Genomic DNA, 23277 nt, shown 5'->3' with positions numbered 1-23277 from the left:
GCCTGCATTGCCCTACGGCAATGCAGAGTCCTGGTCATCGCCGGCCGTGGCCTCGGGTGGTGCCGAAGGGGGATAGGGCGGCGGTGTCCCACCGAAGGCCGGGCACAGCGGCTTGAAGTCGCACCAGCTGCACAGGCGCGACGGGCTGGGCCGGAAGTCCCCGGTCGCACTGGCCTGCTGGATGGCGCTGGACACGGCGCGCACGTTGCGCTCCAGCGCGAGCAGGTCGGCCGCGTCGGGGGCATAGCGGATCACCTGGCCGTCGCGCAGGTAGACCAGCTGGAGCAGGTCCGGCACTCGGCCCGTGGTGCGCCAGTGGACGAGGCCGTAGAACTTCATCTGGAAGAGGGCCTTGCCCTCGAAGCGCTCCGAGGGGGAGCGGCCGGTCTTGTAGTCGACGATGCGCACCTCCCCGGTCGGTGCCACGTCGACCCGATCGATGATGCCCCGCAGGGTCAGCCCCTCCAGCTCGACCTCGACCTTGACCTCACGTCGAGACGGCTCGAGTCTCGACGGGTCCTCGAGGGTGAACCAGCGCTCGACGAGCGCGGCCGCCTCGGCGAACCACGAGTCCTCGGTGCGCGACTCGTCGTCCGCGATCATCTCGGCGAGCTCGGGACGCTCCTCGACGAGTGCCTGCCATCGCCCCGGCACCAGCCCGAACGCGGCCTCCGGGGTGCGCTCGGCCGCCGGCAGCTCGAAGAGCTCTTCGAGGACGGCGTGCACCAGCGTGCCGCGTGCGGCGGCCGGGGAGGGCGCCTCGTCGAGCCGGTCGATCGACCGGAAGCGGTACAGCAGCGGGCACTGCTTGAAGTCGGCCGCGCGCGACGGCGAGAGACTCGGGCTCACTCCGGGGCGTAACCGAGGTTGGGTCCGAGCCAGCGCTCGGCTTCGGCCATCGTCCAGCCCTTGCGCCCGGCATAGCTCTCGACCTGGTCCTTGCCGAGGCGCCCCACGACGAAGTACTGGCTGTCCGGGTGACCGAAGTACCAGCCGGAGACCGAGGCGCCCGGCCACATGGCCATGCCCTCGGTGAGCTCGATGCCGATCTCGTCCACGTCGAGCAGCTGCCACAGGGTGCGCTTCTCGGTGTGGTCGGGGCAGGCGGGATAGCCCGGTGCCGGCCGAATGCCGTCGTACTGCTCCTTGATCAGCTGCTTGTTGTCGAGGTCCTCGTCGGGGGAGTATCCCCAGATCTCGGTGCGGATCCGCTCGTGCATCCGCTCGGCGAAGGCCTCGGCGAAGCGATCTGCCAGGGCCTCGAGCAGGATCGCGTTGTAGTCGTCGCTGTCGGCCTTGAACTGCGCGATGCGGTCCTGGATGCCGATGCCACCGGTCACGGCGAAGGCGCCGATCCAGTCCTTGATGCCCGTGTCCCGGGGCGCGACGAAGTCGGCGAGCGAACGGTTGGGCACGCCCGGCCGGTGCTTGCCCTGCTGCCGCAGCATGTGCAGCGTGTGCGCGACCTCGGAGCGCGACTCGTCGGTGTAGACCTCGATGTCGTCGCCGACGGAGTTGGCCGGGAAGAGGCCGATGACGCCCTTGGCGGTCAGCCACTGCTCGGCGATGATCCGGTCGAGCATCTCCTGGGCCTCGTCGTAGAGCTTGCGGGCCACCTCACCCGTCGACGGGCTGTTGAGGATGTCGGGGAAGGATCCCTTGAGCTCCCAGGCGTTGAAGAAGGGCTGCCAGTCGAAGTACTCCCGAAGCTCCGCCAGGTCGTAGTTGGCGAAGACCTGTCGCGTCGGCGTGACGCCCGTCAGGTGCGGCAGCTCGGCCGTCCAGTCGACCGGGGTGCGAGCCTCGAGCGCCTCCTCGTAGGAGAGCAGCTGCCGATCACCCTGCTTGGCAGCGTGCCGCTCGCGCAGCGAGGTGTAGTCGGCGGCGATCTCGCCGAGGAGCTTGTCCTTGCCCGTGGCGCTCAGCAGCTGGCTGACGACGGGCACCGAGCGGGAGGCGTCCTTGACCCAGACGACCGGCCCGTCGTACTGCTGGTCGACCTTGACCGCCGTGTGCGCCTTGGAGGTCGTCGCCCCGCCGAGCAGGAGCGGGATGTCGAAGCCCTGGCGCTGCATCTCGGAGGCCACCCCGACCATCTCGTCGAGCGAGGGGGTGATCAGACCCGAGAGCCCGATGACGTCGGCGTCGTGCTCGCGGGCGGTCTCGAGGACCTTTTGCGTCGGGACCATCACCCCGAGATCGATGACCTCGTAGTTGTTGCACTGCAGGACCACGCCGACGATGTTCTTGCCGATGTCGTGCACGTCGCCCTTGACCGTGGCCATGACGATCAGGCCCTTGGAGCGCGAGGCGTCGCCCGGTGTCTTGGACGCCTCGATGTAGGGAATGAGGTGGGCGACGGCCTTCTTCATCACCCGGGCGGACTTCACGACCTGGGGCAGGAACATCTTGCCCTCGCCGAAGAGGTCACCGACGACGCCCATGCCGTCCATGAGCGGTCCCTCGATGACCTCGAGGGGCTGGCCGCCGGCGGCGTCGATCTCGACGCGCAGCGCCTCGGTGTCCTCGACGACGTGGGTGTCGATGCCCTTGACCAGCGAGTGCGTGATCCGCTCGCGAAGGGGGAGCGAGCGCCACTCGTGCGTCGCCTCCTCGGCCTTGGCCCCCGTGCCGCGGTGCTCCTCGGCGATCTCCAGGAGGCGTTCGGTCGAGTCCTCGCGTCGGTTGAGCACGACGTCCTCGATCCGCTCGCGCAGCTGTGGGTCGAGGGTGTCGTAGGGGACGAGGGCGCCGGCGTTGACGATGCCCATGTCCATGCCCGCCTCGATGGCGTGGAAGAGGAAGACGGCGTGGATCGCCTCACGCACGGGGTTGTTGCCGCGGAAGCTGAAGGAGACGTTGGAGACACCGCCGGAGACGAGCGCGTGCGGCAGGTTGGCCTTGATCCAGCGGGTCGCCTCGATGAAGTCGGTGCCGTACTCGGCGTGCTCCTCGATGCCCGTCGCCAGGGCGAAGATGTTGGGGTCGAAGACGATGTCCTCGGCGGGGAAGCCGACCTCCTCGGTGAGGATCGTGTAGGCGCGCTGCGCGATCTCCTTGCGGCGCTCGAGGTTGTCGGCCTGGCCCTCCTCGTCGAAGCCCATGACGACGACCGCGGCGCCGTACTTGCGGCACAGCCGCGCCTGCTCGACGAAGGTCTCGACCCCCTCCTTCATCGAGATGGAGTTGACGATGGGCTTGCCCTGGGTGCGCTTGAGCCCGGTCTCGATGACCTCCCACTTGGAGGAGTCGATCATCAGGGGCACGCGCGAGATGTCGGGCTCGGAGCCGACGAGGTTGACGAAGGTGCCCATCGCGGCGACGCCGTCGAGCATGCCCTCGTCCATGTTGATGTCGATGATCTGGGCGCCGCTCTCGACCTGCTGCTGGGCGACGGCGAGCGCCGCGGGGTAGTCGGCCGCCTCGATGAGCTTGCGGAACTTCGCCGAGCCCGTGACATTGGTCCGCTCGCCGACGTTGACGAAGAGCGAGTCGGCGGTGACGTTGAAGGGCTCGAGACCGGACAGGCGCAGCGCCGGCTCGACGTGGGCAGGGACGTGCGGCGTGGCGCCGGCGGCCCCGCGGGCGATGGCCGCGATGTGCTCGGGGGAGGAGCCGCAGCAGCCACCGAGGAGGTTGACCAGCCCGGACGTGGCGAACTCCGCCACGAGCTCGGCCATGTACTCGGGCGACTGGTCGTACTCGCCGAAGGCATTGGGCAGGCCGGCATTGGGGTAGGCCGAGACGAAGGTGTCCGCGACCCGGCCGAGCTCGACGACGTACTGGCGCAGCTCCTCGGCGCCGAGGGCGCAGTTGAGCCCGATGGCCAAAGGCTGCGCGTGGCGCACGGAGTTCCAGAAGGCCTCGGTGGTCTGACCGGTGAGGGTGCGCCCGGAGGCGTCGGTGATCGTGCCGGAGATGATGACCGGCCAGCGGCGGCCGTGCTGCTCGAAGAGCGTCTCGAGCGCGAAGATCGCCGCCTTGGCGTTGAGCGTGTCGAAGATCGTCTCGACGATGAGCAGGTCGACCCCACCCTCGACGAGACCGCTCGCCTGCTCGAGGTAGGCCTCGACGAGCTCGTCGAAGGTGATGTTGCGCAGACCGGGGTCGTTGACGTCGGGCGAGATCGACGCGGTGCGGTTGGTCGGGCCGAGTGCGCCCATGACCCACCGGGGCCGCGTCGGGTCCGCGGCCATGGCCTCGTCGGCGGCACGGCGCGCCAGGCGCGCGGCCTCGAGGTTGATCTCGTGCGCGAGGTCGGCCATGCCGTAGTCGGCCAACGAGATGCGCTGCGCGTTGAAGGTGTTGGTCTCGACGAGGTCGGCGCCCGCGGCGAGGTACTGGTGGTGCAGGTCGACGATGAGCTCCGGCTGGGTGAGCACGAGCAGGTCGTTGTTGCCCTGCAGGTCGCTGCCCCAGTCGGCGAAGCGCTCGCCGCGGAAGTCGGCCTCCGACAGCCCCTGCTGCTGGATCATCGTCCCCATGGCGCCGTCCATGATGAGGACGCGCTCGGTGAGCGCCTCCCGCAGCTCGGTGGTCGCGTCGGGGCGCAGGTCGGTGTCGGTCACCGGGTAGATCCTTGTCCGAAGGGGGTGGGTGGACCTGCCATTATCCCCATCCGGTCCTCTCGCCTAGGGTCGTGTCCATGGCGGCCCCCCACGACGACACTCCCCGCGGGATCCGCCTGGCGACGATCGGTGGTGTCCCGGTCTACCTGGGGTGGTCCTGGCTGATCATCGGTGGCCTCATCGTCTTCCTCATCGGCCCGGGCGTCGCCAGCACCCATGGCCCGGTCACCGGCTACGGCGTCGCCGTGGTCTACGCGCTGTCGCTGCTGCTGAGCGTGCTGGCCCATGAGGCGGCCCACGCCGTGACGGCGCGGTCCTTCGGGCACACCGTCCACCGGGTGGTGGCCGACCTCTGGGGCGGGCACACGGCCTTCGAGGCCTCGCGCGCCACGCCGGCCACCCAGGCGGCGGTCGCCGTGGTCGGTCCGTTGGCCAATGCCCTGCTCGCCCTCGCGTGCTTCCTCGCCTCGGCGGCCCTCGACACCGGGCTGGTGGCGTCGGTCCTCGGCGGGATCGCCTTCGTCAACGCCGCGCTCGCCGTGCTCAACATGCTGCCCGGCCTGCCGCTCGACGGCGGCCAGATCGTCGAGTCGCTCGTGTGGGGCGTCACCGGTGACCAGGGCCGGGCCCGGGTCGCCGCGGGTCTCCTCGGCCGGGCCATGGTCGTCGTCATCGTCGTCGCGATCGTGGGTCTGCCACTGCTGCGCGGGCAGCAGCCGTCGCTGTCGACGATGGTCTGGACGATGCTCATCGCCGCCTTCCTGTGGTCCGGCGCCAGCTCCGCCATCGCCCACGGCCGGGCGCTGGGCCAGCTCTCGGGCCTCGACGTCGCCGCGTTGATCGAGCCGGCCGCCGCGATCCGTGCCGACGCGTCGGTGGCCGAGCTGACCTCCCTTCGTGCCCTGCCCGTGGTCACCACGCCCGATGGGCTGCCGATCGGTCTCGTCGACCACGACGCGCTGCGGGCCGTGCCGCCGGCAGCGGTCGCGACGACCCCGGTCTCCGCCGTCGTGTCCACCGCCCCGGAGGGCTGGGCGGTCGACCTGCCCCCGGGCCGCGAGGCCATCGAGCTCGTCCACGCCTTCCAGTCCTCACGCTCGCCTGTCGTCGCCGTGAGCGAAGGGGGAGTGCTCCGGGGCATCGTGCGCGTCGAGCGGGTCAACGCCGCCCTGTCGCGCAACTAGACTCGCCCACCATGACCGCCACCGGATCCGCCTACCGTCGCGGCCCCTTCCGTGAGGGTGACCGCGTGCAGCTGACCGACCCCAAGGGGCGCATGCACACGATCACCCTGACGCCGGGGAAGCAGTTCCACACCCACCGAGGGCACGTCAAGCACGACGACCTCATCGGGGCGCCCGACGGATCGACGATCACCAACACGGCTGGCACCGAGTACCTCGTGCTGCGGCCGCTGCTGTCGGACTACGTCATGTCGATGCCGCGCGGCGCGGCCGTCGTCTACCCCAAGGACGCGGGGCAGATCGTCCAGATGGCCGACGTCTTCCCCGGTGCGACGGTCGTCGAGGCGGGCGTGGGCTCCGGTGCCCTGTCGATGTCGCTGCTGCGAGCGGTGGGCGACACCGGCCGGGTGCACTCCTTCGAGCGTCGGGCCGACTTCGCCGAGATCGCCCGGGCCAATGCGCGCGCCTTCTTCGGCGAGGACCACCCGGCGTGGACCGTGAGCGTCGGCGACCTCGTCGAGGAGCTGCCGGGCGCCGTCGAGCCGGGCAGCGTCGACCGGGTCGTGCTCGACATGCTCGCGCCCTGGGAGTGCCTCGAGGTCGTCGCCGAGGCGCTGGCGCCCGGTGGGGTGCTCATCTGCTACGTCGCGACGGCCACTCAGCTGAGCAAGGTCGCCGAGGCGATGCGCGACTTCGGCAGCTTCACCGAGCCCGAGGCGTGGGAGTCCCTCGTGCGAGGCTGGCACCTCGAGGGGCTGGCCGTGCGCCCGCAGCACCGCATGCACGGGCACACCGGCTTCCTCATCACCACCCGCCGGCTCGCCCCCGGGGTGACCCCGCCGATGCGCAAGCGCCGCCCGGGCAAGGGCTACGCCGCCCAGGAGGGCGACGAGACGACCACGCCGGCCGAGGTGCCGCCGGGCGCCGACGACGCCGAGTGGACCTCGGAGGCACTGGGGGAGCGGGTCGCGTCGGAGAAGAAGATGCGCAAGCTCGCCCGAGGGGTGGTCCCCCCTTCGCCGCGGTGAGTCGACAGGGGAGACTGGAGCCGAGCCGACACGACCGGCCGAAGGGAGCACGACGATGACGACCGAGCCCACGCCCCAGGACCTGCGGGCCCTGCAGGACAAGCTGACCCAGCAGAAGTCCCAGATGGCCACCGTCGCCTCGCAGAACGAGCGCCTCGTACGCACGCTCAAGGACGCCCGGCAGCAGATCGTCACCCTCCGCGAGGAGATCGAGCGGCTGGCCCAGCCCCCGTCGTCCTACGCCGTCGTCGTCGACGTCCACGAGCAGGACAACACCGTCGACGTGCTCTCCGGCGGCCGCAAGATGCACGTGGCCGTCTCGCCGGCGGTCGAGCCGGCCGAGCTCGGAGTCGGCCGGGAGGTGCGGCTCAACGAGGCGATGAACATCGTGTCCGTCCACCCGGAGGACGTCGCCGGCGAGGTCGTCGTCGTCAAGGAGGTCCTCGAGGACGACCGCCTGCTCGTGCTCATGCGCCAGGACGAGGAGCGGGTCGTGCGCAGCGGGGGCCGGGTCACCGGCAAGCAGGTGCGCGTCGGCGATGCGGTGCTCGTCGACCAGCGCAGCAACATCGCCGTCGAGCGGATCCCGCGGGCCGAGGTCGCCGACCTCGTCCTCGAGGAGGTCCCCGACCTCGACTACGACGACATCGGTGGCCTGAGCACGCAGATCGAGGCGATCCGCGATGCCGTCGAGCTGCCCTACCTGCACGCCGACCTCTACGAGCGCCACCAGCTCAAGGCGCCCAAGGGGGTGCTCCTCTACGGGCCGCCAGGCAACGGCAAGACGATGATCGCCAAGGCGGTCGCGGCCTCGCTGGCCCGCAAGGTCGCCGAGCGCACCGGGCAGGACAGCGCCACGGCCTACTTCCTCAACATCAAGGGCCCCGAGCTGCTCAACAAGTACGTCGGCGAGACAGAGCGCCACATCCGGCTGATCTTCCACCGGGCCCGCGAGAAGTCGAGTGACGGCACCCCGGTGGTCGTCTTCTTCGACGAGATGGACAGCCTCTTCCGCACCCGCGGCTCGGGCGTCTCCTCCGACGTCGAGACGACGATCGTGCCGCAGCTGCTCGCGGAGATCGACGGTGTCGAGGGCCTCGACAACGTCATCGTCATCGGCGCGACCAACCGCGAGGACATGATCGACCCGGCGATCCTGCGGCCCGGGCGGCTCGACGTGAAGATCAAGATCGAGCGCCCCGACGCCGAGGGCGCGCGCGACATCTTCAGCAAGTACCTCACCGCCGACCTGCCGCTGCACCCCGAGGACCTCGAGGAGCACGACGGCGACCGGCAGGCCACCGTCGAGGGGATGATCGAGGCGGTCGTCGAGCGGATGTACGCCGAGAGCGACGACAACCAGTTCCTCGAGGTGACCTACCAGGGCGGCGACAAGGAGATCCTCTACTTCAAGGACTTCAACTCCGGCGCGATGATCCAGAACATCGTCGACCGCGCCAAGAAGGCCGCGATCAAGGACCTCATCACCACTGGCGCCGAGGGCCTGCGGGTCGGGCACCTGCTCGACGCGTGCATCGCGGAGTTCAAGGAGAACGAGGACCTGCCCAACACGACCAACCCCGACGACTGGGCGAAGATCTCGGGCAAGAAGGGCGAGCGGATCGTCTACATCCGCACGCTCATCGGCGGCAAGACCGGGGCCGCCGAGCCGGGTCGCTCGATCGACACCGGCTCGCGGACAGGGCAGTACCTCTAGTCACAGCAGGGCGACGAGCGTCGGGCGCGACGACCCAGGCGAAGACTAGCCCTGCGGCCGAGGGTCCTCGGGTGTGCGCGGCTGCCGGATGTCGAGCTCTTCGGCGACCCGGTCCCGGTCGCCCGGCGGGACGACGCCGCGGCCCCGTGGCCGGTCGGACGGACCGTGCAGGTCCTCGAGGCCGAGCGGGTCACCCACGCGGGTGTGCTCGACCGGCGGTCGCCCTCGGCCCCGACGCGGATCAGTCGTCCGCGTCGGCTCCGGTCGCCGGCGGTCCACGACCCAGAGCACGAGCCGCCACCCGACGAGCGTGACGCCGAGGAAGATCGTGGCGACGATGACGAAGGGCAGGGCCGTGCCCTGACCGACCATGTCCCGCAGGGCCATCCCGCCGAAGACCGTGGCGATCCAGACGGTCAGGCCGTGCCACCAGCGGGTCGGCCAGGTCTGGCTCGAGGCGGCGACGACCGCCCAGCCGATTGCCAGGCCAGCGAGGAAGGGCCAGGCGGTGTCCCACCACCCGGCCGGATCGAGGGGCTCGTCGTGGGTGCGTCGCCCGATGAGGGTGAAGACCGCGACGACGAGCGCGTCCAGCCCGGCCGCGAGTGCAGTCCGTCGACCGGGCGACATCAGCGGCTCGTCACGTTCACGCACCGGCGCTCCTCCCCACGAGGTGGCGGCGGATCTCGGTGACGAGCTCGTGCCGTGCCTGGGCCCCGATGCGTGCTACCCCGGGGAAGCTCGCGAAGCCGTGCGGCAGCCCGAGGTAGTTGGTGACCCGCACCTCGACCCCGGCAGCCCGCAGGGCCTCGGCGTAGCGCAGCCCGTCGTCGCGGATGGGGTCGAGGTCGGCGGTCTGGATCAGGGCCGGCGCCACCCCCGAGGCGTCACCGAAGAGCGGCGAGACGATCGGGTCGGCGTAGGCGACGGCGTCGTCCGCCTCGCCGATGTAGTGCGCCCGGAAGGCGATGATCTTGGCCTCGGTGAGGATCGCGCCCTCGGAGTGCTCGCGGATCGACGGGGAGGACATCGTCAGGTCGGTGGCCGGGTAGATCAGCGCCTGGTGACGGATCACCGGCTCTTTGGACTCCGTCCGCAGATCACGAAGCTCCTGGGCGACGATTGCCGACAGGTTGCCGCCGGCGGAGTCACCGCACAGGCCGATGCGGTCGCGGTCGACCCCGTGGTCGGCGTGCTCGTGGAGCCACCGGACGACGTCGATCGCGTCGTGGCTCGCCGTCGGTGCCCGGTGCTCGGGCGCCATCCGGTAGTCGACGCTCACGACGACGGCGTCGAGCTCGGCCGCGAGGTGTGTGCACAGCGGGTCGTACATCCGGGTCGACCCCTGGACCCAGCCGCCACCGTGGAGGTAGACGAGGAGGGGGCGGTCCTCCCTTCGTCCGGCCGGGGTGTACCAGCGAAGGGGGATGCTCGCGCCGTCGCGGACCGGCGCGCTCCCGTCGTCGATGGCCACGTCCGCGCGCACCCGTCCGGTGATCCAGGCGAAGGGTGCCGACGTCGGGTAGACCTTGGCGCGGGCCGCACGGATGTCCTCGAGCGTGGCGTCGACGATCGAGACCCGACCGATGTTGTCGAGGAAGGTCGTCAGGGCCGCGACGAGCGGGGGCAGGCCGGGGTAGGGACGCTTCATGATCGCTTCTCGTGCAGGTGGTGGGCGACCTCGCCGATGAGCTCTTCGAGCGCCGGCTGTGCGGCCGGAGCCAGCCCCGGGAAGGTCTGGTAGCCGTGGGGCGCACCGCGATAGATGGTGTGGCGGACCTCGACCCCGGCGTCGCGCAGCGCCTGCGCGTAGGCGTCGCCGTCGGGACGAAGGGGGTCGACCTCCGCCGTCTGGACGAGAGCCGGCGGCAGGCCGGTGAGGTCGCCGAAGGCGGGGGAGACGATCGGGTCGCGGTCGTCACCCTCCTCGCCGAGGTAGAGGCTGCGGAAGGAGCGCATCATGTCGGGGGTGAGGACGGGGTAACGCTGGGTGAGCAGCTGGAGGTCCTCGGTCTCGCGGTCGGAGAGGTCCGGCGCCGGGTAGACGAGGGCCTGGTGCCGCAGGCCGGTGAAGCCCTCGTCACGCAGGGACTGGGCCACGACGGCGGCGAGGTTGCCGCCGGCCGAGTCGCCGGTGACCCCGACGGCGTCGGTGCGCGCGCCGATCTCGGCGGCGTGCTCGATCGCCCAGCGGGTGGCGTCGAGGCAGTCGTGTGCCGCCAGGGGAGCGCGGTGCTCGGGGGCCATGCGGTAGGCGACTGTGACGGCGACGACCTGCGCCTGAGCGGCGATGCGCGTGCACAGCGGGTCGTAGACCCCCATGTGACCGAGGACGAAGCCGCCGCCGTGGAAGTGCATGAGCAGGGGCAGCGGGTCGTCGGCCTCGGGCCGGTGGACGCGGATCTTCAGCTGGTGGCCATCACGGGCGCTGATCCGTCGGGTCTGCGAGGTCACCCCGCGCTCGGGGCGACCGAAGAACCACGTGTAGGGCGCCCGCATCGGGATGTTGGCGCGCATCCAGGACAGCTGCGCCGCTGTCAGCTCCTCGGCCGGAACCCCCTTGCGCGTCAACCAGCCCAGCACCCGCGTCCGCCACGGCATCCACGTCGAAGTCACGGCCCCATTCCAACACGCCGCCCCTCGGTCCCTGAGGAGGCCGCCCGCGGCCGTCTCGAAGGGAGGATCCTCGACGCCAAAGTCGGTGGTGCCCTCGCGGCCGTTGCACGAGCATGGCCGTCATGAGTCTGGCGACCCCGACCCTGGTGACCGAGCGGCTGCGGCTGCGCCCCGTGGAGGAGGGGGACGGCGACTTCCTCTGGGAGCTGATGTCGTCCCCCTTCGTGCTGCGCTACTGGGACGAGCCGCCGTGGACCGATCCGTCGCGGGCCCAGAGGTTCGTCGACCAGTCGCGGAGCGCTGCGTCCGAAGGGAGTGGCACCCGGGTCATGGTCGAGAGGGTGGCGGACGGTGCCCGCCTGGGGTGGTGCGGGGTGAGCAGCTGGGACCCGACCTTCCGCAGCGCGGAGCTGACCCTGTGCTTCGGGGAGGCCTCCTGGGGCCACGGCTACGCGACCGAGGCCGCCTCGGCCCTGCTCGACTGGGCCTACGAGGTGCTCGACCTCAACCGGGTCCAGGCCATGGCGGACACCCGCAACACCGCCTGCGGGCGCGTCCTGCACAAGCTGGGCTTCGTCCACGAGGGCACGCTGCGGGAGGACTGCGTCGTCGAGGGCATCGTCTCCGACTCGTGGGTCTTCGGGCTGCTCGCGAGGGACCGGACCTAGGGTGGGCCCATGAGCGTGCGGCGGATCATGGGCATCGAGACGGAGTACGGCATCGCGGTCCCGGGCCAGTCCTGGGCCAACCCCATGACCTCCTCGGGAGTCGTCGTGACCACCTATGCCCGCGCCCACGGGCTGCGGGCCGGACACGGGGCGTGGGACTACAGCGACGAGCACCCCCTCGTCGACGCGCGCGGCTTCGAGATGCCGCGCGCTCGCGCCGACATCTCCCAGCTGACCGATGCCGAGGACCCGACCCTGGCCAATGTCGTGCTCGCCAACGGCGCCCGGCTCTACGTCGACCACGCCCACCCCGAGTACTCCTCGCCGGAGGTGACCTCGCCCCGGGACGTCGTCATCTGGGACCGGGCGGGCGAGCTCGTCATGCGTGAGGTCGTCGAGCGCCTCGCCGACAGCCCGCCGGGGATCAACCTCTACAAGAACAACACGGACGGCAAGGGGGCCTCCTACGGCACCCACGAGAACTACCTCGTGAGCCGGGCGACCCCCTTCGACCGGATCGTGGGCGGCCTGACCCCGTTCTTCGTCGCCCGCCAGGTGATGTGCGGCGCCGGGCGCGTCGGCATCGGCCAAGAGAGCGAGCGCACCGGCTACCAGATGTCTTCCCGCAGCGACTTCTTCGAGGCGGAGGTGGGGCTGGAGACGACCTTCAAGCGGCCGATCATCAACACCCGGGACGAACCCCACGCCGACCCCGACGTCTGGCGCCGGCTCCACGTCATCATCGGCGACGCCAACCAGGCCGACGTGGCCAACCTCGTCAAGGTCGGCTCGACCTCGCTCGTGCTGCGGCTCATCGAGGCCGACGCGATCGACCGAGACCTGGCGCTGCTCCATCCGATCACCGCGCTGCGGACGATCTCCCACGACCCGACGTGCCGGGCCACGGTCCCCCTGCGGGACGGTCGCGAGCTCACGGCGGTGCAGATCCTCACCGAGTACCTCGAGATGGCGCGCGCCTTCGTCGAGCGCGAGGGCAGCGACCCGGCCACCGACGAGGTGCTGGGTCACTGGGAGCGGCTGCTCGGGCTCCTTGCCGGCGACCCGATGGACGCGGCCGCGGACATCGACTGGGTCGCCAAGCTCGCTCTCCTGCAGCGCTATCGGGACCGTGACGGCCTGGAGTGGGGTGACCCGCGACTCGCGGCCATCGACATCCAGTGGTCCGACGTGCGCCCGGCCAAGGGCATCTTCCACAAGCTCGAGGCGGCGGGGCGGATCACCCGACTGACGACCGACGAGGAGGTGCGCCGGGCCGTGGCGGAGCCGCCCGAGGACACCCGGGCCTGGTTGCGGGGCCGGGTCGTCGAACACTTCGGCGACGCGGTGGTCTCGGCGTCGTGGGACTCGCTCGTGCTGCGTCTGCCCCGCGCGGAGCGCGTGACCCGGGTGCCGCTGCTCGACCCGCTGGCGCACGGTCGGTCCGCCACCGAAGACCTCGTGTCAGCAGGTGACGTGGACGACCTCGTGGCCGGTCTCGGGGCATAGGCTCGGGTCACGACCCGACGCGACAGGAGCAGACGATGGCGCAGGAGCAGATCCGACCCCAGAGCAGCGGCGGGGGCGACGACGCCCAGCCCGACGACGGCTTCGGTCAGGTGGGCGCGTCCAATGCCGCCCGTGACGAGGACATCGACTCGGTGCTCGACGAGATCGACGGGGTGCTCGAGTCCAATGCCGAGGAGTTCGTCAAGGGCTTCGTGCAGAAGGGCGGCCAGTGAGCCGCGATGCCGCGCAGGGGCGACTGCCCGCCGCCTACCTGGCGGCCGGCGGGTCCTCCTTCACGGACTTCGTCGCCCAGCACGACCCGCGCCTGCTCCCCGGAGCCGGCGCCGCGGGCGCCCCCACGGGGCAGCCGCTCGAGGCACCGCACGCCACGACGATCGTCACCCTCGCCTGGCAGGGCGGCGTGGTCATGGCAGGTGACCGCCGTGCGACGCTCGGCAGCCTCATCGCCAACCGCGACATGCGCAAGGTCTTCGCCGCCGACGAGCGCTCGCTCGTGGGCATCGCCGGTGCGGCGGGCGTCGCCGTGGAGATGGTGCGCCTCTTCCAGGTCGAGCTCGAGCACTACGAAAAGATCGAGGGCGTCGTCATGTCGCTCGAGGGCAAGGCCAACCGTCTCGCCGCGATGCTGCGTGGCAACCTCGGTCTGGCGATGCAGGGGTTGTCCGTCGTCCCCGTCCTCGGGGGCTTCGACGCCGAGCGCGGCGAGGGGCGGATCTTCTCCTACGACGTGACGGGTGGGTGCTACGAGGAGCAGGAGCACCACAGCGTGGGCTCCGGCTCCTTCTTCGCCCGTGGCGCGCTCAAGAAGCTCTGGCGGCCCGGCCTCGACCGCGCCGCGGCCGTCCGGGTCGCGCTCGAGGCCCTCTACGACGCAGCCGACGACGACTCGGCGACGGGCGGGCCCGACGTGCACCGCCGGATCTGGCCGGTCGTCGGCGTGGTCGACGCGGGCGGGGTCGACTTCGTCGCCGAGGCCGAGAGCGAGCAGGTCGTCGAGACGATCCTCGCCGACCGTCGTGGTCAGGCGGGCCCACGATGACCCAGCCTCCCTTCTACGTCTCGCCCGAGCAGGTCATGGCCGACCGGGCGGAGTTCGCGCGCGCCGGCATCGCCCGCGGCCGTTCGGTCGTCGTCCTGGGCTACGACGAGGGCATCCTGCTCGTCGCCGACAACCCGAGCAGCCGCTCGCTCAACAAGCTCAGCGAGATCTACGACCGGATCGCCTTCGCCGCCGTCGGCAAGTACAACGAGTTCGAAAACCTGCGGGTGGCCGGCATCCGCTACGCCGACCTGCGGGGCTACTCCTACGACCGATCCGACGTCACCGCCCGAGCCCTCGCCAATGCCTACGCGCAGACGCTGGGCACCGTCTTCACCCAGGACCAGAAGCCCTACGAGGTGGAGATCGTCGTCGCCGAGGTGGGCCGGCTCCTCGCCGGCGACCGGATCTACCGGCTGGCCTACGACGGCTCGGTGACCGACGAGCGCGGGTGGGTCGCCATCGGCGGCGACAGCGAGCGGCTCAACGACGCCCTCGGCTCCCGCTGGGTGCCCGGCATGGACCTGCACGATGCCTTCGACCTGGCCCGCGACGTCCTGTCGCTGCGTGACGAAGGGGGAGACCTCCTGCCCGACGCCGCCCTCGAGATCGCGGTGCTCGAGCGGACCGCGACGCGGCGCTGCTTCCGCCGGGTGAGCGCCCCCCTTCGCGCCGACGGTTAGCCTGCAGACGTGGAGCGACGCATCTTCGGGATCGAGACCGAGTTCGGCATCACGGCCGTCTCCGACGGCCAGCGGCGACTGACGCCCGACGAGGTGGCGCGCTACCTCTTCCGCAAGGTCGTCACCTGGGGCCGCTCCAGCAATGTCTTCCTGCCCAACGGCTCCCGGCTCTACCTCGACGTCGGCAGCCACCCGGAGTACGCGACCGCCGAGTGCGATGATCTGCCCACCCTCATCGCCCACGACAGGGCGGGGGAGCGCATCGTCCAGGACCTCGTCGACGACGCCCAGGCGCGCCTCGAGGAGGACGGGGTGGCGGGGGAGATCTACGTCTTCAAGAACAACGTCGACTCCGCCGGCAGCTCCTACGGCTGCCACGAGAACTTCCTCGTCGAGCGCACCTCCAACTTCTCGGCCGTGACCGACGGCCTGCTGCCCTTCCTCATCACCCGCCAGCTCGTCGCCGGCACGGGCAAGCTGATGTCGACCGGCCGGACCACGCAGTTCTCCGTCAGCCAGCGCGCCGACCACATCTGGGAGGGGGTCTCCTCCGCGACGACCCGCTCGCGCCCGATCATCAACACCCGCGACGAGCCGCACGCCGACGCCGAGCACTACCGCCGCATGCACGTGATCGTCGGCGACTCGACGATGACCGAGACGACGACGCTGCTCAAGGTCGGCTCCGCCCACCTCGTGCTGCGCATGCTCGAGGACGGCGTCGCGCTGCCCGACATGACCCTCGACAACCCGATCCGCGCGATCCGCGACATCAGCCTCGACCGCACCGGCCGGACCCCGGTCAAGCTCGCCGACGGCCGACGCATGAGCGCCCTGGAGATCCAGGGCGAGTACCTCGCCCGGGCCCTCGAGTACGCCGACCGCGAAGGCGTCGACGACCCGGTGAGCCGTCGGGTGCTCGACCTGTGGCAGCGCACCCTCGACGCCATCGCGGGCGATGACCTGTCCGCCGTGGCCACCGAGATCGACTGGGTCATCAAGTACCGCCTCCTCGACGCCTACGCCGCCAAGCACGGACTCGACATCTGCGACCCTCGGCTGGCGCAGCTCGACCTCGCCTACCACGACATCAACCCGCAGCGCGGCGTCCACCACCTGCTCCAGCGGGCCGGTCGCATCGCGCGCGTGGTGAGCGACGAGGCCATCGCCGAGGCCGTCGACACCCCGCCCCAGACCACGCGGGCCAAGCTGCGGGGCGACTTCGTGCGCACCGCCCGCGAGCACGGCCGCGACGTCACCGTCGACTGGGTGCACCTGAAGATCAACGACGAGGCCCAGCGCACCGTGCTGTGCAAGGACCCCCTCTCAGCGGTCGACGCCCGCGTCGACAAGCTCATCGAGATCCTCTCCTCGCGGCCCACGCCGAGCGGACCCTGAGTCAGGCTCCACCCAGACTCCGTGGTTAGGGTGAGCCAGATCGTTGTCCCCGACACATTGAGGTAGACCGTGCCGAAGGCTCCCCGCCTGACCACCGCCGTCGCGGCATCAGCCGCTGCCGTCCTCGCCCTGAGCGCCTGCGGAGGCGACTCCGACGACTCGTCGGACTCCGGCAAGGACGACAAGAAGTCCTCGGCCTCGTCCTCGCCGGGTGTGACCCTCGCCGAGCCCAAGGAGGAGGACTCCAAGGCTGTCGAGGCGATCGAGGTCACCGAGGCCAAGGGCAACAAGGGCCCCTCGATCACGCTTGCCGACAAGCCGGTCAGCGTCTCCGAGACCACCCGTGACGTGCGCGAGGAGGGTGACGGCAAGGAGCTGTCCGACGACGCCTACGTCGAGGTCGACCTCGCGATGTTCTCCGGCAAGGACGGCAAGGTCATCGAGGGCTCCGAGACCTACACCAGCTCGCCGATCGTGCTCGACCTCGGCAACGCCGAGGCGCTGCCGGGCCTCGTCAAGTCGATCCAGGGGCAGAAGGTCGGCGCGAGCGGCGTCTCCGTCATGCCGCCCAAGGACCTCTTCGGGGACGAGGGCATGCCCGAGTACGGCGTCGACGGCGAGGACAACCTCGTCCTCGTCTACGACGTGCGCGGCCAGCTCCCCGACAAGGCCGAAGGCGAGCAGAAGTCCGTCGACAAGGACCTGCCCCAGGTGAAGTACAACGAGGGCAAGCCGGCCGACATCACGATCCCCAAGGGCGCGACGAAGCCGAAGAAGCTCGTCACCGAGACCCTCATCGAGGGCAAGGGCAAGACCGTCAAGAAGGGCGACACCGTCTACGTCAGCTACACCGGAGTCACCTGGGACGACGGCAAGGTCTTCGACTCCTCGCTCAAGGACGGTCGCGGTCCCTTCTCCTTCCCGGTCGGCCAGCAGAGCGTCATCTCCGGCTGGGACAAGGCCGTCGAGGGCGCCAAGGTCGGCGACCGCCTGCTCATCGTGGTCCCGCCGGACCAGGGCTACGGCGAGGAGGGCACGCCCGACGGGTCGATCAAGCCCAACTCGACCCTCGTCTTCACCATCGACGTCCTCGGCGCACCCTGACCGACCCCTCCAGACGCCACCACCCCACGACAAGGAGACCCACATGCCCTTCGACCCCACCACGACCAAGCCCGAGATCGACTTCCCCGAGGGCGAGGCGCCCACCGAACTCGTCGTCGAGGACATCACCGTCGGTGACGGTGCCGAGGTGACCGCCGGCTCGCCGATCCAGGCGCACTACGTCGGTGTCGCCTTCTCCACGGGCGAGGAGTTCGACGCCTCGTGGAACCGCGGCGCCCCGCTCGCCTTCACGGCCGGTATCGGCCAGGTCATCAAGGGCTGGGACGACGGCCTGCTCGGCATGAAGGAGGGTGGCCGTCGCAAGATCGTCATCCCGCCGCACCTGGGCTACGGCGACCGCGGCGCCGGCGCCGCGATCAAGGGCGGCGAGACGCTGATCTTCGTCGTCGACCTCGTCAAGGTCGGCTGACCCGCCACTTCTCCACCCGAGAACCCTGCATTGCCCTACGGCAATGCGGGGTTCTCGTCGTCCGGAGGGGGACCGGAGTCGGCTAGGGCAGGAGGGCGGCGGCGTGGCGGCCGGCCAGAGCAGCCGTGGCGAAGGGGGTGACGTCCTGCGTCGCGCTCCGGCCCATGCTCGACAGCGGCACCGGGCTCGTCGCGAGGTCGTCGCCGACTCCCGCACTCGGGAGCGCCACGACCCGCGGCGTCCCGCTCGAGGCCGCGACGGCGGCGTCGAGCTGGGCCCGCACCTGCGGCCACGGTGCGGTGGCGTCGTCGGGCACGACGACGTCGGCGCTGCCGAGCAGGACCCGCGACAGGACCGTCGTGGTGTGGTGGGAGAGTCCGAGGTGACGCTCGCGCGGGTCGCTGGCGGACACCCGCGGCACGACGACGGCCCGACCGCGCAGCACGTGCGCGGCGTTGAGCACGTCACCCGTGGCCAGCCCCGACCAGCCCCATGTCGTCGACGAGCCGGCATTGCCGGGGCCCTGCGTGACGACGGCGACGTCGCAGCCGAGCACGTGCCGTGCGGCGAGCAGGGCCGAGTGCACGGTGATCGCCTCGTGCTCCCCGCCGAAGGCCTGCCCCGCCGTGATCGTCGTGTCGAGCCAGCCGGCGTCGACGAGCCCGGCCACGAGATCGGATTGCGCGAAGGGGAGCGCTGCCGTGTCCGTCATGACGTAGCCCACGCGTGCGCCCGGCCGGGCAGACCGCAGGCCGGCGAGGACCGCCGGCAGGGCCGAGTGCAGCTCGGCGACGACGACCGGCATCCCCTGGAGGTCGCCGGCGGCGACCGCGGGGTGATCGCGCATCGCCTCGTGGTGCGGTGACTCCTGCTCCTCGAGCGCCAGCACCATCTGCTGCAGGGGCGTGTAGCGGGCCTTGACGATGTGGCCGGGGGCCGGCGGTGGGTCGGCCGGAGGACGGGTCGCATTGGCGACGACGAGCGCGTGGCCGCCCGTGCCCAGCCCACGACGCAGCGCGGAGACGTTGAGCAGGACGGTGTCGCCGATCTCGGGGGTGCCCACGAGCTCCGGCAGGGCGAGGGCGGGTGTGTCGGCACCGTCGACCACGACGGTCAGGCGCACCGCGCCACGCCGGGCGCGGCCGATCTCGCGGACCGTGCCGCTGCGCCAGTGGATCATGTGCGGCAGGTTAGCCTCAGGACGACGAAGGGAGCGACGTGGCAGCACCCAACACGCCCGCGGCCAAGACGGAGCGACTGCTCAACCTCACGATGACCCTGCTCTACGCGCGCATGCCGGCGCCCAAGCAGCGCATCCGGCAGATGGTCGAGGCCTATCGGGCGATCGAGTCCGACGAGGCCTTCGATCGGATGTTCGAGCGCGACAAGGAGGACCTGCGGGCCATGGGCATCCCGCTGGTCACCGAGGACATCGGGGTCTTCGAGGACGAGCAGGGCTACCGCATCGACCGTCGCGACTACGCCCTGCCGCCCGTGGAGCTGGCCGCCGACGAGCGTGCCGTCGTCGGGCTGGCCAGCCGCGTGTGGGCCCACGCCACCATGGCCGGCACCGCCGCGACCGCCTGGCGCAAGGTGGCTGCGGGCGACGAGGTGGGGGAGGACCCCTTCGTCGGCCTGGAGCCGCAGGTCGGCGGGACCGAGCCGGCCTTCGAGCCGCTCAAGGACGCGGTGCTGTCGTCGACCGCCGTCCGCTTCGACTACGCACGTCCTGGCACGGGCGGCTCCCGGCCCCGTCGCGTCGAGCCGTGGTACCTCACGGCCTGGCACGGCCGCTGGTACCTCGTCGGGCACGACCTCGACCGTGAGGCCGCCCGCGTCTTCCGGCTCAGCCGCATCACCTCGTCGGTGACGGTCACGGGTGACGCGCTCACCGTGCCCGTGCCGGACGACGTCGACCCGGTCCGGATGATCGCCGCCACCGACCCGAGCCCCTCCGAGACCGTCCCGGCGCGCCTGCGCGTGCGTGTCGGCACCGGTCACGGTCTGCGTCGTCGCGCCCAGGAGGTCGTGCGGGTCGACGACGACTGGGACCGGGTCGACGTCCCGGGTGCCGACCTCGACGGCTTCGTCAGCGAGGTCGTCAGCCACGGCGGCGACGTCGTCGTCGAGGAGCCGAGCGAGCTGCGCGAGGCGGTCATCGGCCGGTTGCGAGCCGTCGCCACCGCCCACGAAGGGAGCGCCCGATGAGCCGTCCCAAGGTCGAGACCGCGACGAGCCGCGTCGAGCGGCTGCTCACCATGGTCCCGTGGCTCGTCGGTCGCCAGGGCATCGAGATCTCAAGGGCCGCCGAAGGTCTGGGCATCAGCGAGGACCAGCTGAAGAAGGACCTCGACCTGCTCTTCGTGTGCGGCTACGGCCCGATGACCGACGAGCTCATCGAGGTCAGCTACGAGGGCGGGCGGGTCTTCGTCACCAACGCCGACACCATCGCCCGACCGCTGCGCCTGAGCGTCGACGAGGCGATCTCGCTCATCGTCGGGCTGCGCTCCCTGTCGGCACTCGGGGCGGGGGAGTCCGGTGCCGTCGAGCGGGCCCTGGCGAAGCTCGAGGAGGTCGCCGGCTCCATCCCCGGGGTCGAGCGCGTCATGGTCGTCGACGACGACACCGAGGCCGGGCGCACCCGCTCGGTCCTGCAGGACGCGCTCTCTGCCGGTCGCCGGGTCCACCTGACCTATCACGTGCCCAGCCGCGACGAACGCACCGAGCGCGACGTCGACCCGATGCGCCTGGCCCGGGTCGAGGGCCACTGGTACCTCGAGGGGTGGTGCCACCGGGCGCAGGACGTGCGGCTCTTCCGCACCGACCGGATCGAGTCGGTCGAGGTGCTCGACGTTCCCTCCGAACCGCCCGCTGACGCCGTGCGTCGCGACCTGAGCGCGGGCGCCTACCAGCGCGGTGAGGGCGATCTGCCCGTCACCCTCCGCCTGGCGCCGTCCGCCCACTGGGTCGCGGAGTACTACCCGGTGACATCTCGTGAAACGTCCGGTGAAGACCTCGTCGTCACCCTGCCGACGAGCAACGAGGGCTTCCTGCGCCGCCTGGTGCTGCGGCTCGGCGGCGCGGCGCAGGTCGTGGCGCCGGAGGTGGCCCGGACGGCCGTCGCAGAGGCCGCTCGAGAGTCCCTGGCGGCATACGGGACACACTGAGGCCGCACGGTCCGCTCACAGGAGCGAGGCCTACACTGACACCGTTGGTCGCCATCCGAAAGGTCTTGCCATGCCCAACCTGGGTCCCATGGAAATCATCCTCATCCTCCTCGTCATCCTGCTGCTCTTCGGCTTCAAGAAGCTGCCTGATGCCGCCCGCAGCATCGGCAAGTCGGCCCGCGTCTTCAAGTCCGAGGTCAACGAGATGAAGGAAGAGGACCGGCAGCGCGAGGAGGCCAAGAAGGCCCGGGACACCGGCCGCACTCCGACCGCTGACGGCAACGCCGTCATCGACGAGGCCAAGCCCCGGACGGACAACCAGTCCGGCCCGGTGTACTGACCCCACCCCCTTCGCCCGCCACCCGCATGGCTCGTAGCCTCCGCACGCCCAAGGACCCCGAAGGGCGGATGCCGCTCAAGGGGCACCTCCTCGAGTTCCGCAACCGGCTGATGATTGCCGCCGCCGCGATCGTCGTCGGGGCGATCATCGGGTGGATCATCTACAAGCCCGTGACCATTGGGTCATGGACCTACGGTGGGATCTACGACCAACTGACGCTGCCCTTCACCGAGTACAAGAAGTCCAACCCCGACAGTGTCGTCACGCTGAACTTCGGCAATGCGACATCGGCCTTCACGACCCAGCTCGGGCTCTCGCTCTTCACCGGCGTCATCCTCTCCAGCCCCGTCTGGCTCTGGCAGATCTGGGCCTTTATCCTCCCGGGCCTCACCAAGCGCGAGAAGCGGATCTCCCTCGGCGTCTTCGGCACCGCGCTGCCGCTCTTTCTCGCGGGCTGCTTCTTCGCCTACCAGACTCTGCCCAAGGCGCTGCTCATCCTCTTCGGCTTCACGCCCGACGACAACAAGTCGAGCAACATCCAGCAGGCGAGCGACTACTTCACCTTCATCACCCGCTTCATCCTCGCCTTCGGCCTGGCCTGGCTGCTGCCGGTCTTCCTCGTCGGCCTGTGCACGATCGGGGTGCTGTCCGGCCGCACCCTCAAGAAGTCCTGGCGGATGGCCATCCTGCTCATCTTCATCGCCTCGGCGGTCATCACCCCGACCCCCGACCCCTTCACGATGTTCCTGCTCGCCGGCCCGCTGTGCGTGCTCTACTTCGCCGCCCTCGGCATCTGCCTGCTCATCGACCGCCGCAGGGTCGAGCGGGGGGAGGAGCCCGACTGGTCGGACCTCCCGGACGACCAGGCCTCGCCGCTGACCTAGGGTCGGGTCCATGACCCGTGTGACCGCCGCCCGCATCGGCCTGCTCGTCAACCCCACCGCCGGCAAGCACCGCGGGGAGCAGATCGGCACCCGGGTGGCCGACCTCCTCGAGGCCGGCGGACGTGAGGTCGTCGATCTCACCGGCCTCGACGCCGCGCGGGCCGAGGCCAAGGCACGCCGAGCCGTGGCCACGGGCGACATCGACCTGCTCGCCGTCGCCGGCGGTGACGGGGCCGCCGGGCTCGGTGCCAACATCTGCGCCGACACCGACGTCCCGCTCGGCATCGTGGCGGTCGGCACCGGCAACGACAACGCCCGTGAGCTCGGGCTGCCCGTGCAGGACGTCGAGGCCTCGGTCCAGCGGATCCTGCAGGGCTCGGTGCGCACCATGGACCTGGGGCGGGTGAGCGGCCCCGACGGTGAACCGGTCCGCGTCTACCTCGGCGTCCTGTCCTGCGGCTTCGACGCCGTGGTCAACGAGCGGGCCAACCGCATGTCCTGGCCCCGGGGGCCGCAGCGGTACAACCTCGCGATCCTGCGTGAGCTCCCGGTCTTCGGTGCCATCCACTACGACCTGACGATCGACGGTGTCGAGCGCGAGGTCGACGGGATGCTCGTGTGCATCGCCAACGGCCGGGCCTTCGGCGGCGGCATGAAGGTCGCCCCGGCAGCCGAGGTCGACGACGGTCTGCTCGACGTCGTCATCGTCCACGACATCCCCATCCCGACCTTCCTGTCGGTCTTCCCCAAGGTCTTCTCCGGTACCCACACGACGCACCCGGCCGTCGAGATCGTGCGGGGCGCGCGGGTGAGCATCGCGACCGAGCGGATCGTCAGCTACGCCGACGGCGAGCGCGTCGCACCCCTGCCGGCCACCGTCGAGGCGGCCCGCGGCGCGCTGTCGATCGTGCGCTGACGCGCTGG

General features: G+C 70.8%; 22 protein-coding genes. 16 read left to right on the top strand and 6 right to left on the bottom strand.

The features are described from left to right. Positions 1-12: 12 nt before the first annotated feature. Positions 13-849: a RecB family exonuclease gene (locus NYE39_RS03035; RefSeq protein ID WP_341011829.1), complete on the bottom strand. Its 837-nt coding sequence runs from the start codon at positions 847-849 to the stop codon at positions 13-15. Next, the gene (gene metH / locus NYE39_RS03030) at positions 846-4568 is read right to left on the bottom strand and encodes a methionine synthase (RefSeq protein ID WP_341011828.1); all 3723 of its coding nucleotides are present in this window, start codon (positions 4566-4568) and stop codon (positions 846-848) included. Before metH ends, NYE39_RS03035 begins: the two co-directional genes overlap by 4 nt. Before the next feature lie 77 nt (positions 4569-4645). Here metH and NYE39_RS03025 point away from each other — a divergent pair, with 77 nt between their 5' ends. Genes NYE39_RS03025 through arc form a run of 3 tightly spaced genes read left to right on the top strand, consistent with a single transcriptional unit; the run spans position 4646 to position 8497 of the window. Continuing rightward, positions 4646-5752, top strand: a complete 1107-nt coding sequence (locus NYE39_RS03025) for a site-2 protease family protein (protein WP_341011827.1) — start codon at positions 4646-4648, stop codon at positions 5750-5752. An 11-nt stretch (positions 5753-5763) separates the two neighbouring features. Then, the gene (locus NYE39_RS03020) at positions 5764-6780 is read left to right on the top strand and encodes a tRNA (adenine-N1)-methyltransferase (protein WP_341011826.1); all 1017 of its coding nucleotides are present in this window, start codon (positions 5764-5766) and stop codon (positions 6778-6780) included. A gap of 55 nt (positions 6781-6835) precedes the next feature. Further along, positions 6836-8497, top strand: a complete 1662-nt coding sequence (gene arc, locus NYE39_RS03015; protein WP_341011825.1) for a proteasome ATPase — start codon at positions 6836-6838, stop codon at positions 8495-8497. Positions 8498-8542: 45 nt separating this feature from the next. Here the strand turns inward: arc and NYE39_RS03010 are convergent, their stop codons facing one another. The 3 genes from NYE39_RS03010 to NYE39_RS03000 are packed head-to-tail and all read right to left on the bottom strand — an operon-like array spanning position 8543 to position 11113. Beyond that, entirely contained in the window at positions 8543-9151 is a 609-nt protein-coding gene (locus tag NYE39_RS03010; protein WP_341011824.1) for a DUF3054 domain-containing protein, read from the bottom strand. Beyond that, positions 9144-10148 carry an alpha/beta hydrolase gene (locus tag NYE39_RS03005; RefSeq protein ID WP_341011823.1) on the bottom strand — a complete coding sequence of 335 codons (1005 nt, stop codon included), beginning with the start codon at positions 10146-10148 and terminating at the stop codon, positions 9144-9146. Before NYE39_RS03005 ends, NYE39_RS03010 begins: the two co-directional genes overlap by 8 nt. After that, positions 10145-11113, bottom strand: a complete 969-nt coding sequence (locus NYE39_RS03000) for an alpha/beta hydrolase (protein ID WP_341011822.1) — start codon at positions 11111-11113, stop codon at positions 10145-10147. The genes NYE39_RS03005 and NYE39_RS03000 overlap by 4 nt, the downstream gene beginning before the upstream one ends. A 122-nt stretch (positions 11114-11235) precedes the next feature. Between NYE39_RS03000 and NYE39_RS02995 the strand changes: the two genes are divergently transcribed. The 8 genes from NYE39_RS02995 (at position 11236) to NYE39_RS02960 (ending at position 17962) form a co-directional block, all read left to right on the top strand. After that, on the top strand, positions 11236-11781 hold the full coding sequence (locus NYE39_RS02995) for a GNAT family N-acetyltransferase (RefSeq protein WP_341011821.1): 546 nt from the start codon (positions 11236-11238) through the stop codon (positions 11779-11781). 9 nt (positions 11782-11790) lie between these two features. Then, positions 11791-13287, top strand: coding sequence for a depupylase/deamidase Dop (dop, locus tag NYE39_RS02990; protein WP_341011820.1), 1497 nt, complete (start codon positions 11791-11793; stop codon positions 13285-13287). A gap of 35 nt (positions 13288-13322) precedes the next feature. Next, positions 13323-13520 carry a ubiquitin-like protein Pup gene (locus NYE39_RS02985; protein WP_072624618.1) on the top strand — a complete coding sequence of 66 codons (198 nt, stop codon included), beginning with the start codon at positions 13323-13325 and terminating at the stop codon, positions 13518-13520. Next, the gene (prcB, locus tag NYE39_RS02980; protein WP_341011819.1) at positions 13517-14347 is read left to right on the top strand and encodes a proteasome subunit beta; all 831 of its coding nucleotides are present in this window, start codon (positions 13517-13519) and stop codon (positions 14345-14347) included. The genes NYE39_RS02985 and prcB overlap by 4 nt, the downstream gene beginning before the upstream one ends. After that, entirely contained in the window at positions 14344-15030 is a 687-nt protein-coding gene (gene prcA, locus NYE39_RS02975) for a proteasome subunit alpha (protein WP_072624616.1), read from the top strand. The genes prcB and prcA overlap by 4 nt, the downstream gene beginning before the upstream one ends. Positions 15031-15039: 9 nt before the next feature. Continuing rightward, positions 15040-16428 (top strand): Pup--protein ligase, encoded by a 1389-nt coding sequence (gene pafA / locus NYE39_RS02970; RefSeq protein WP_341011818.1) that lies wholly within the window; start codon positions 15040-15042, stop codon positions 16426-16428. Between the two features lie 69 nt (positions 16429-16497). Further along, positions 16498-17532, top strand: a complete 1035-nt coding sequence (locus NYE39_RS02965; protein WP_341011817.1) for an FKBP-type peptidyl-prolyl cis-trans isomerase — start codon at positions 16498-16500, stop codon at positions 17530-17532. A 43-nt stretch (positions 17533-17575) separates the two neighbouring features. Further along, a complete protein-coding gene (locus tag NYE39_RS02960; protein WP_185222209.1) occupies positions 17576-17962 on the top strand; it encodes an FKBP-type peptidyl-prolyl cis-trans isomerase in 387 nt (128 codons plus the stop codon). An 82-nt stretch (positions 17963-18044) separates the two neighbouring features. Here the strand turns inward: NYE39_RS02960 and NYE39_RS02955 are convergent, their stop codons facing one another. Further along, positions 18045-19142: a DUF3866 family protein gene (locus tag NYE39_RS02955; RefSeq protein ID WP_341011816.1), complete on the bottom strand. Its 1098-nt coding sequence runs from the start codon at positions 19140-19142 to the stop codon at positions 18045-18047. Between the two features lie 38 nt (positions 19143-19180). On the opposite strand from NYE39_RS02955, the gene NYE39_RS02950 reads away from it, so the two are divergent. From NYE39_RS02950 to NYE39_RS02930, 5 genes are all read left to right on the top strand, one after another. Further along, a complete protein-coding gene (locus NYE39_RS02950; protein ID WP_072624611.1) occupies positions 19181-20170 on the top strand; it encodes a helix-turn-helix transcriptional regulator in 990 nt (329 codons plus the stop codon). Continuing rightward, complete coding sequence (locus tag NYE39_RS02945) at positions 20167-21129, top strand: helix-turn-helix transcriptional regulator (RefSeq protein ID WP_341011815.1); 963 nt, start codon at positions 20167-20169, stop codon at positions 21127-21129. Before NYE39_RS02950 ends, NYE39_RS02945 begins: the two co-directional genes overlap by 4 nt. Before the next feature lie 70 nt (positions 21130-21199). Beyond that, on the top strand, positions 21200-21469 hold the full coding sequence (gene tatA, locus NYE39_RS02940) for a Sec-independent protein translocase subunit TatA (protein ID WP_341011814.1): 270 nt from the start codon (positions 21200-21202) through the stop codon (positions 21467-21469). Positions 21470-21495: 26 nt separating this feature from the next. Next, positions 21496-22353: a twin-arginine translocase subunit TatC gene (gene tatC / locus NYE39_RS02935; RefSeq protein ID WP_341011813.1), complete on the top strand. Its 858-nt coding sequence runs from the start codon at positions 21496-21498 to the stop codon at positions 22351-22353. Positions 22354-22363: 10 nt separating this feature from the next. Then, positions 22364-23269: a diacylglycerol kinase family protein gene (locus tag NYE39_RS02930; RefSeq protein ID WP_341011812.1), complete on the top strand. Its 906-nt coding sequence runs from the start codon at positions 22364-22366 to the stop codon at positions 23267-23269. Positions 23270-23277 lie beyond the last annotated feature (8 nt).

This window comes from Janibacter sp. FSL W8-0316 (assembly GCF_038004165.1).
Taxonomy (GTDB): Bacteria; Actinomycetota; Actinomycetes; order Actinomycetales; family Dermatophilaceae; genus Janibacter; species Janibacter indicus.
Note: the sequence above shows the minus strand (reverse complement) of the source record. Positions and strands in the feature narration are given on the sequence as shown.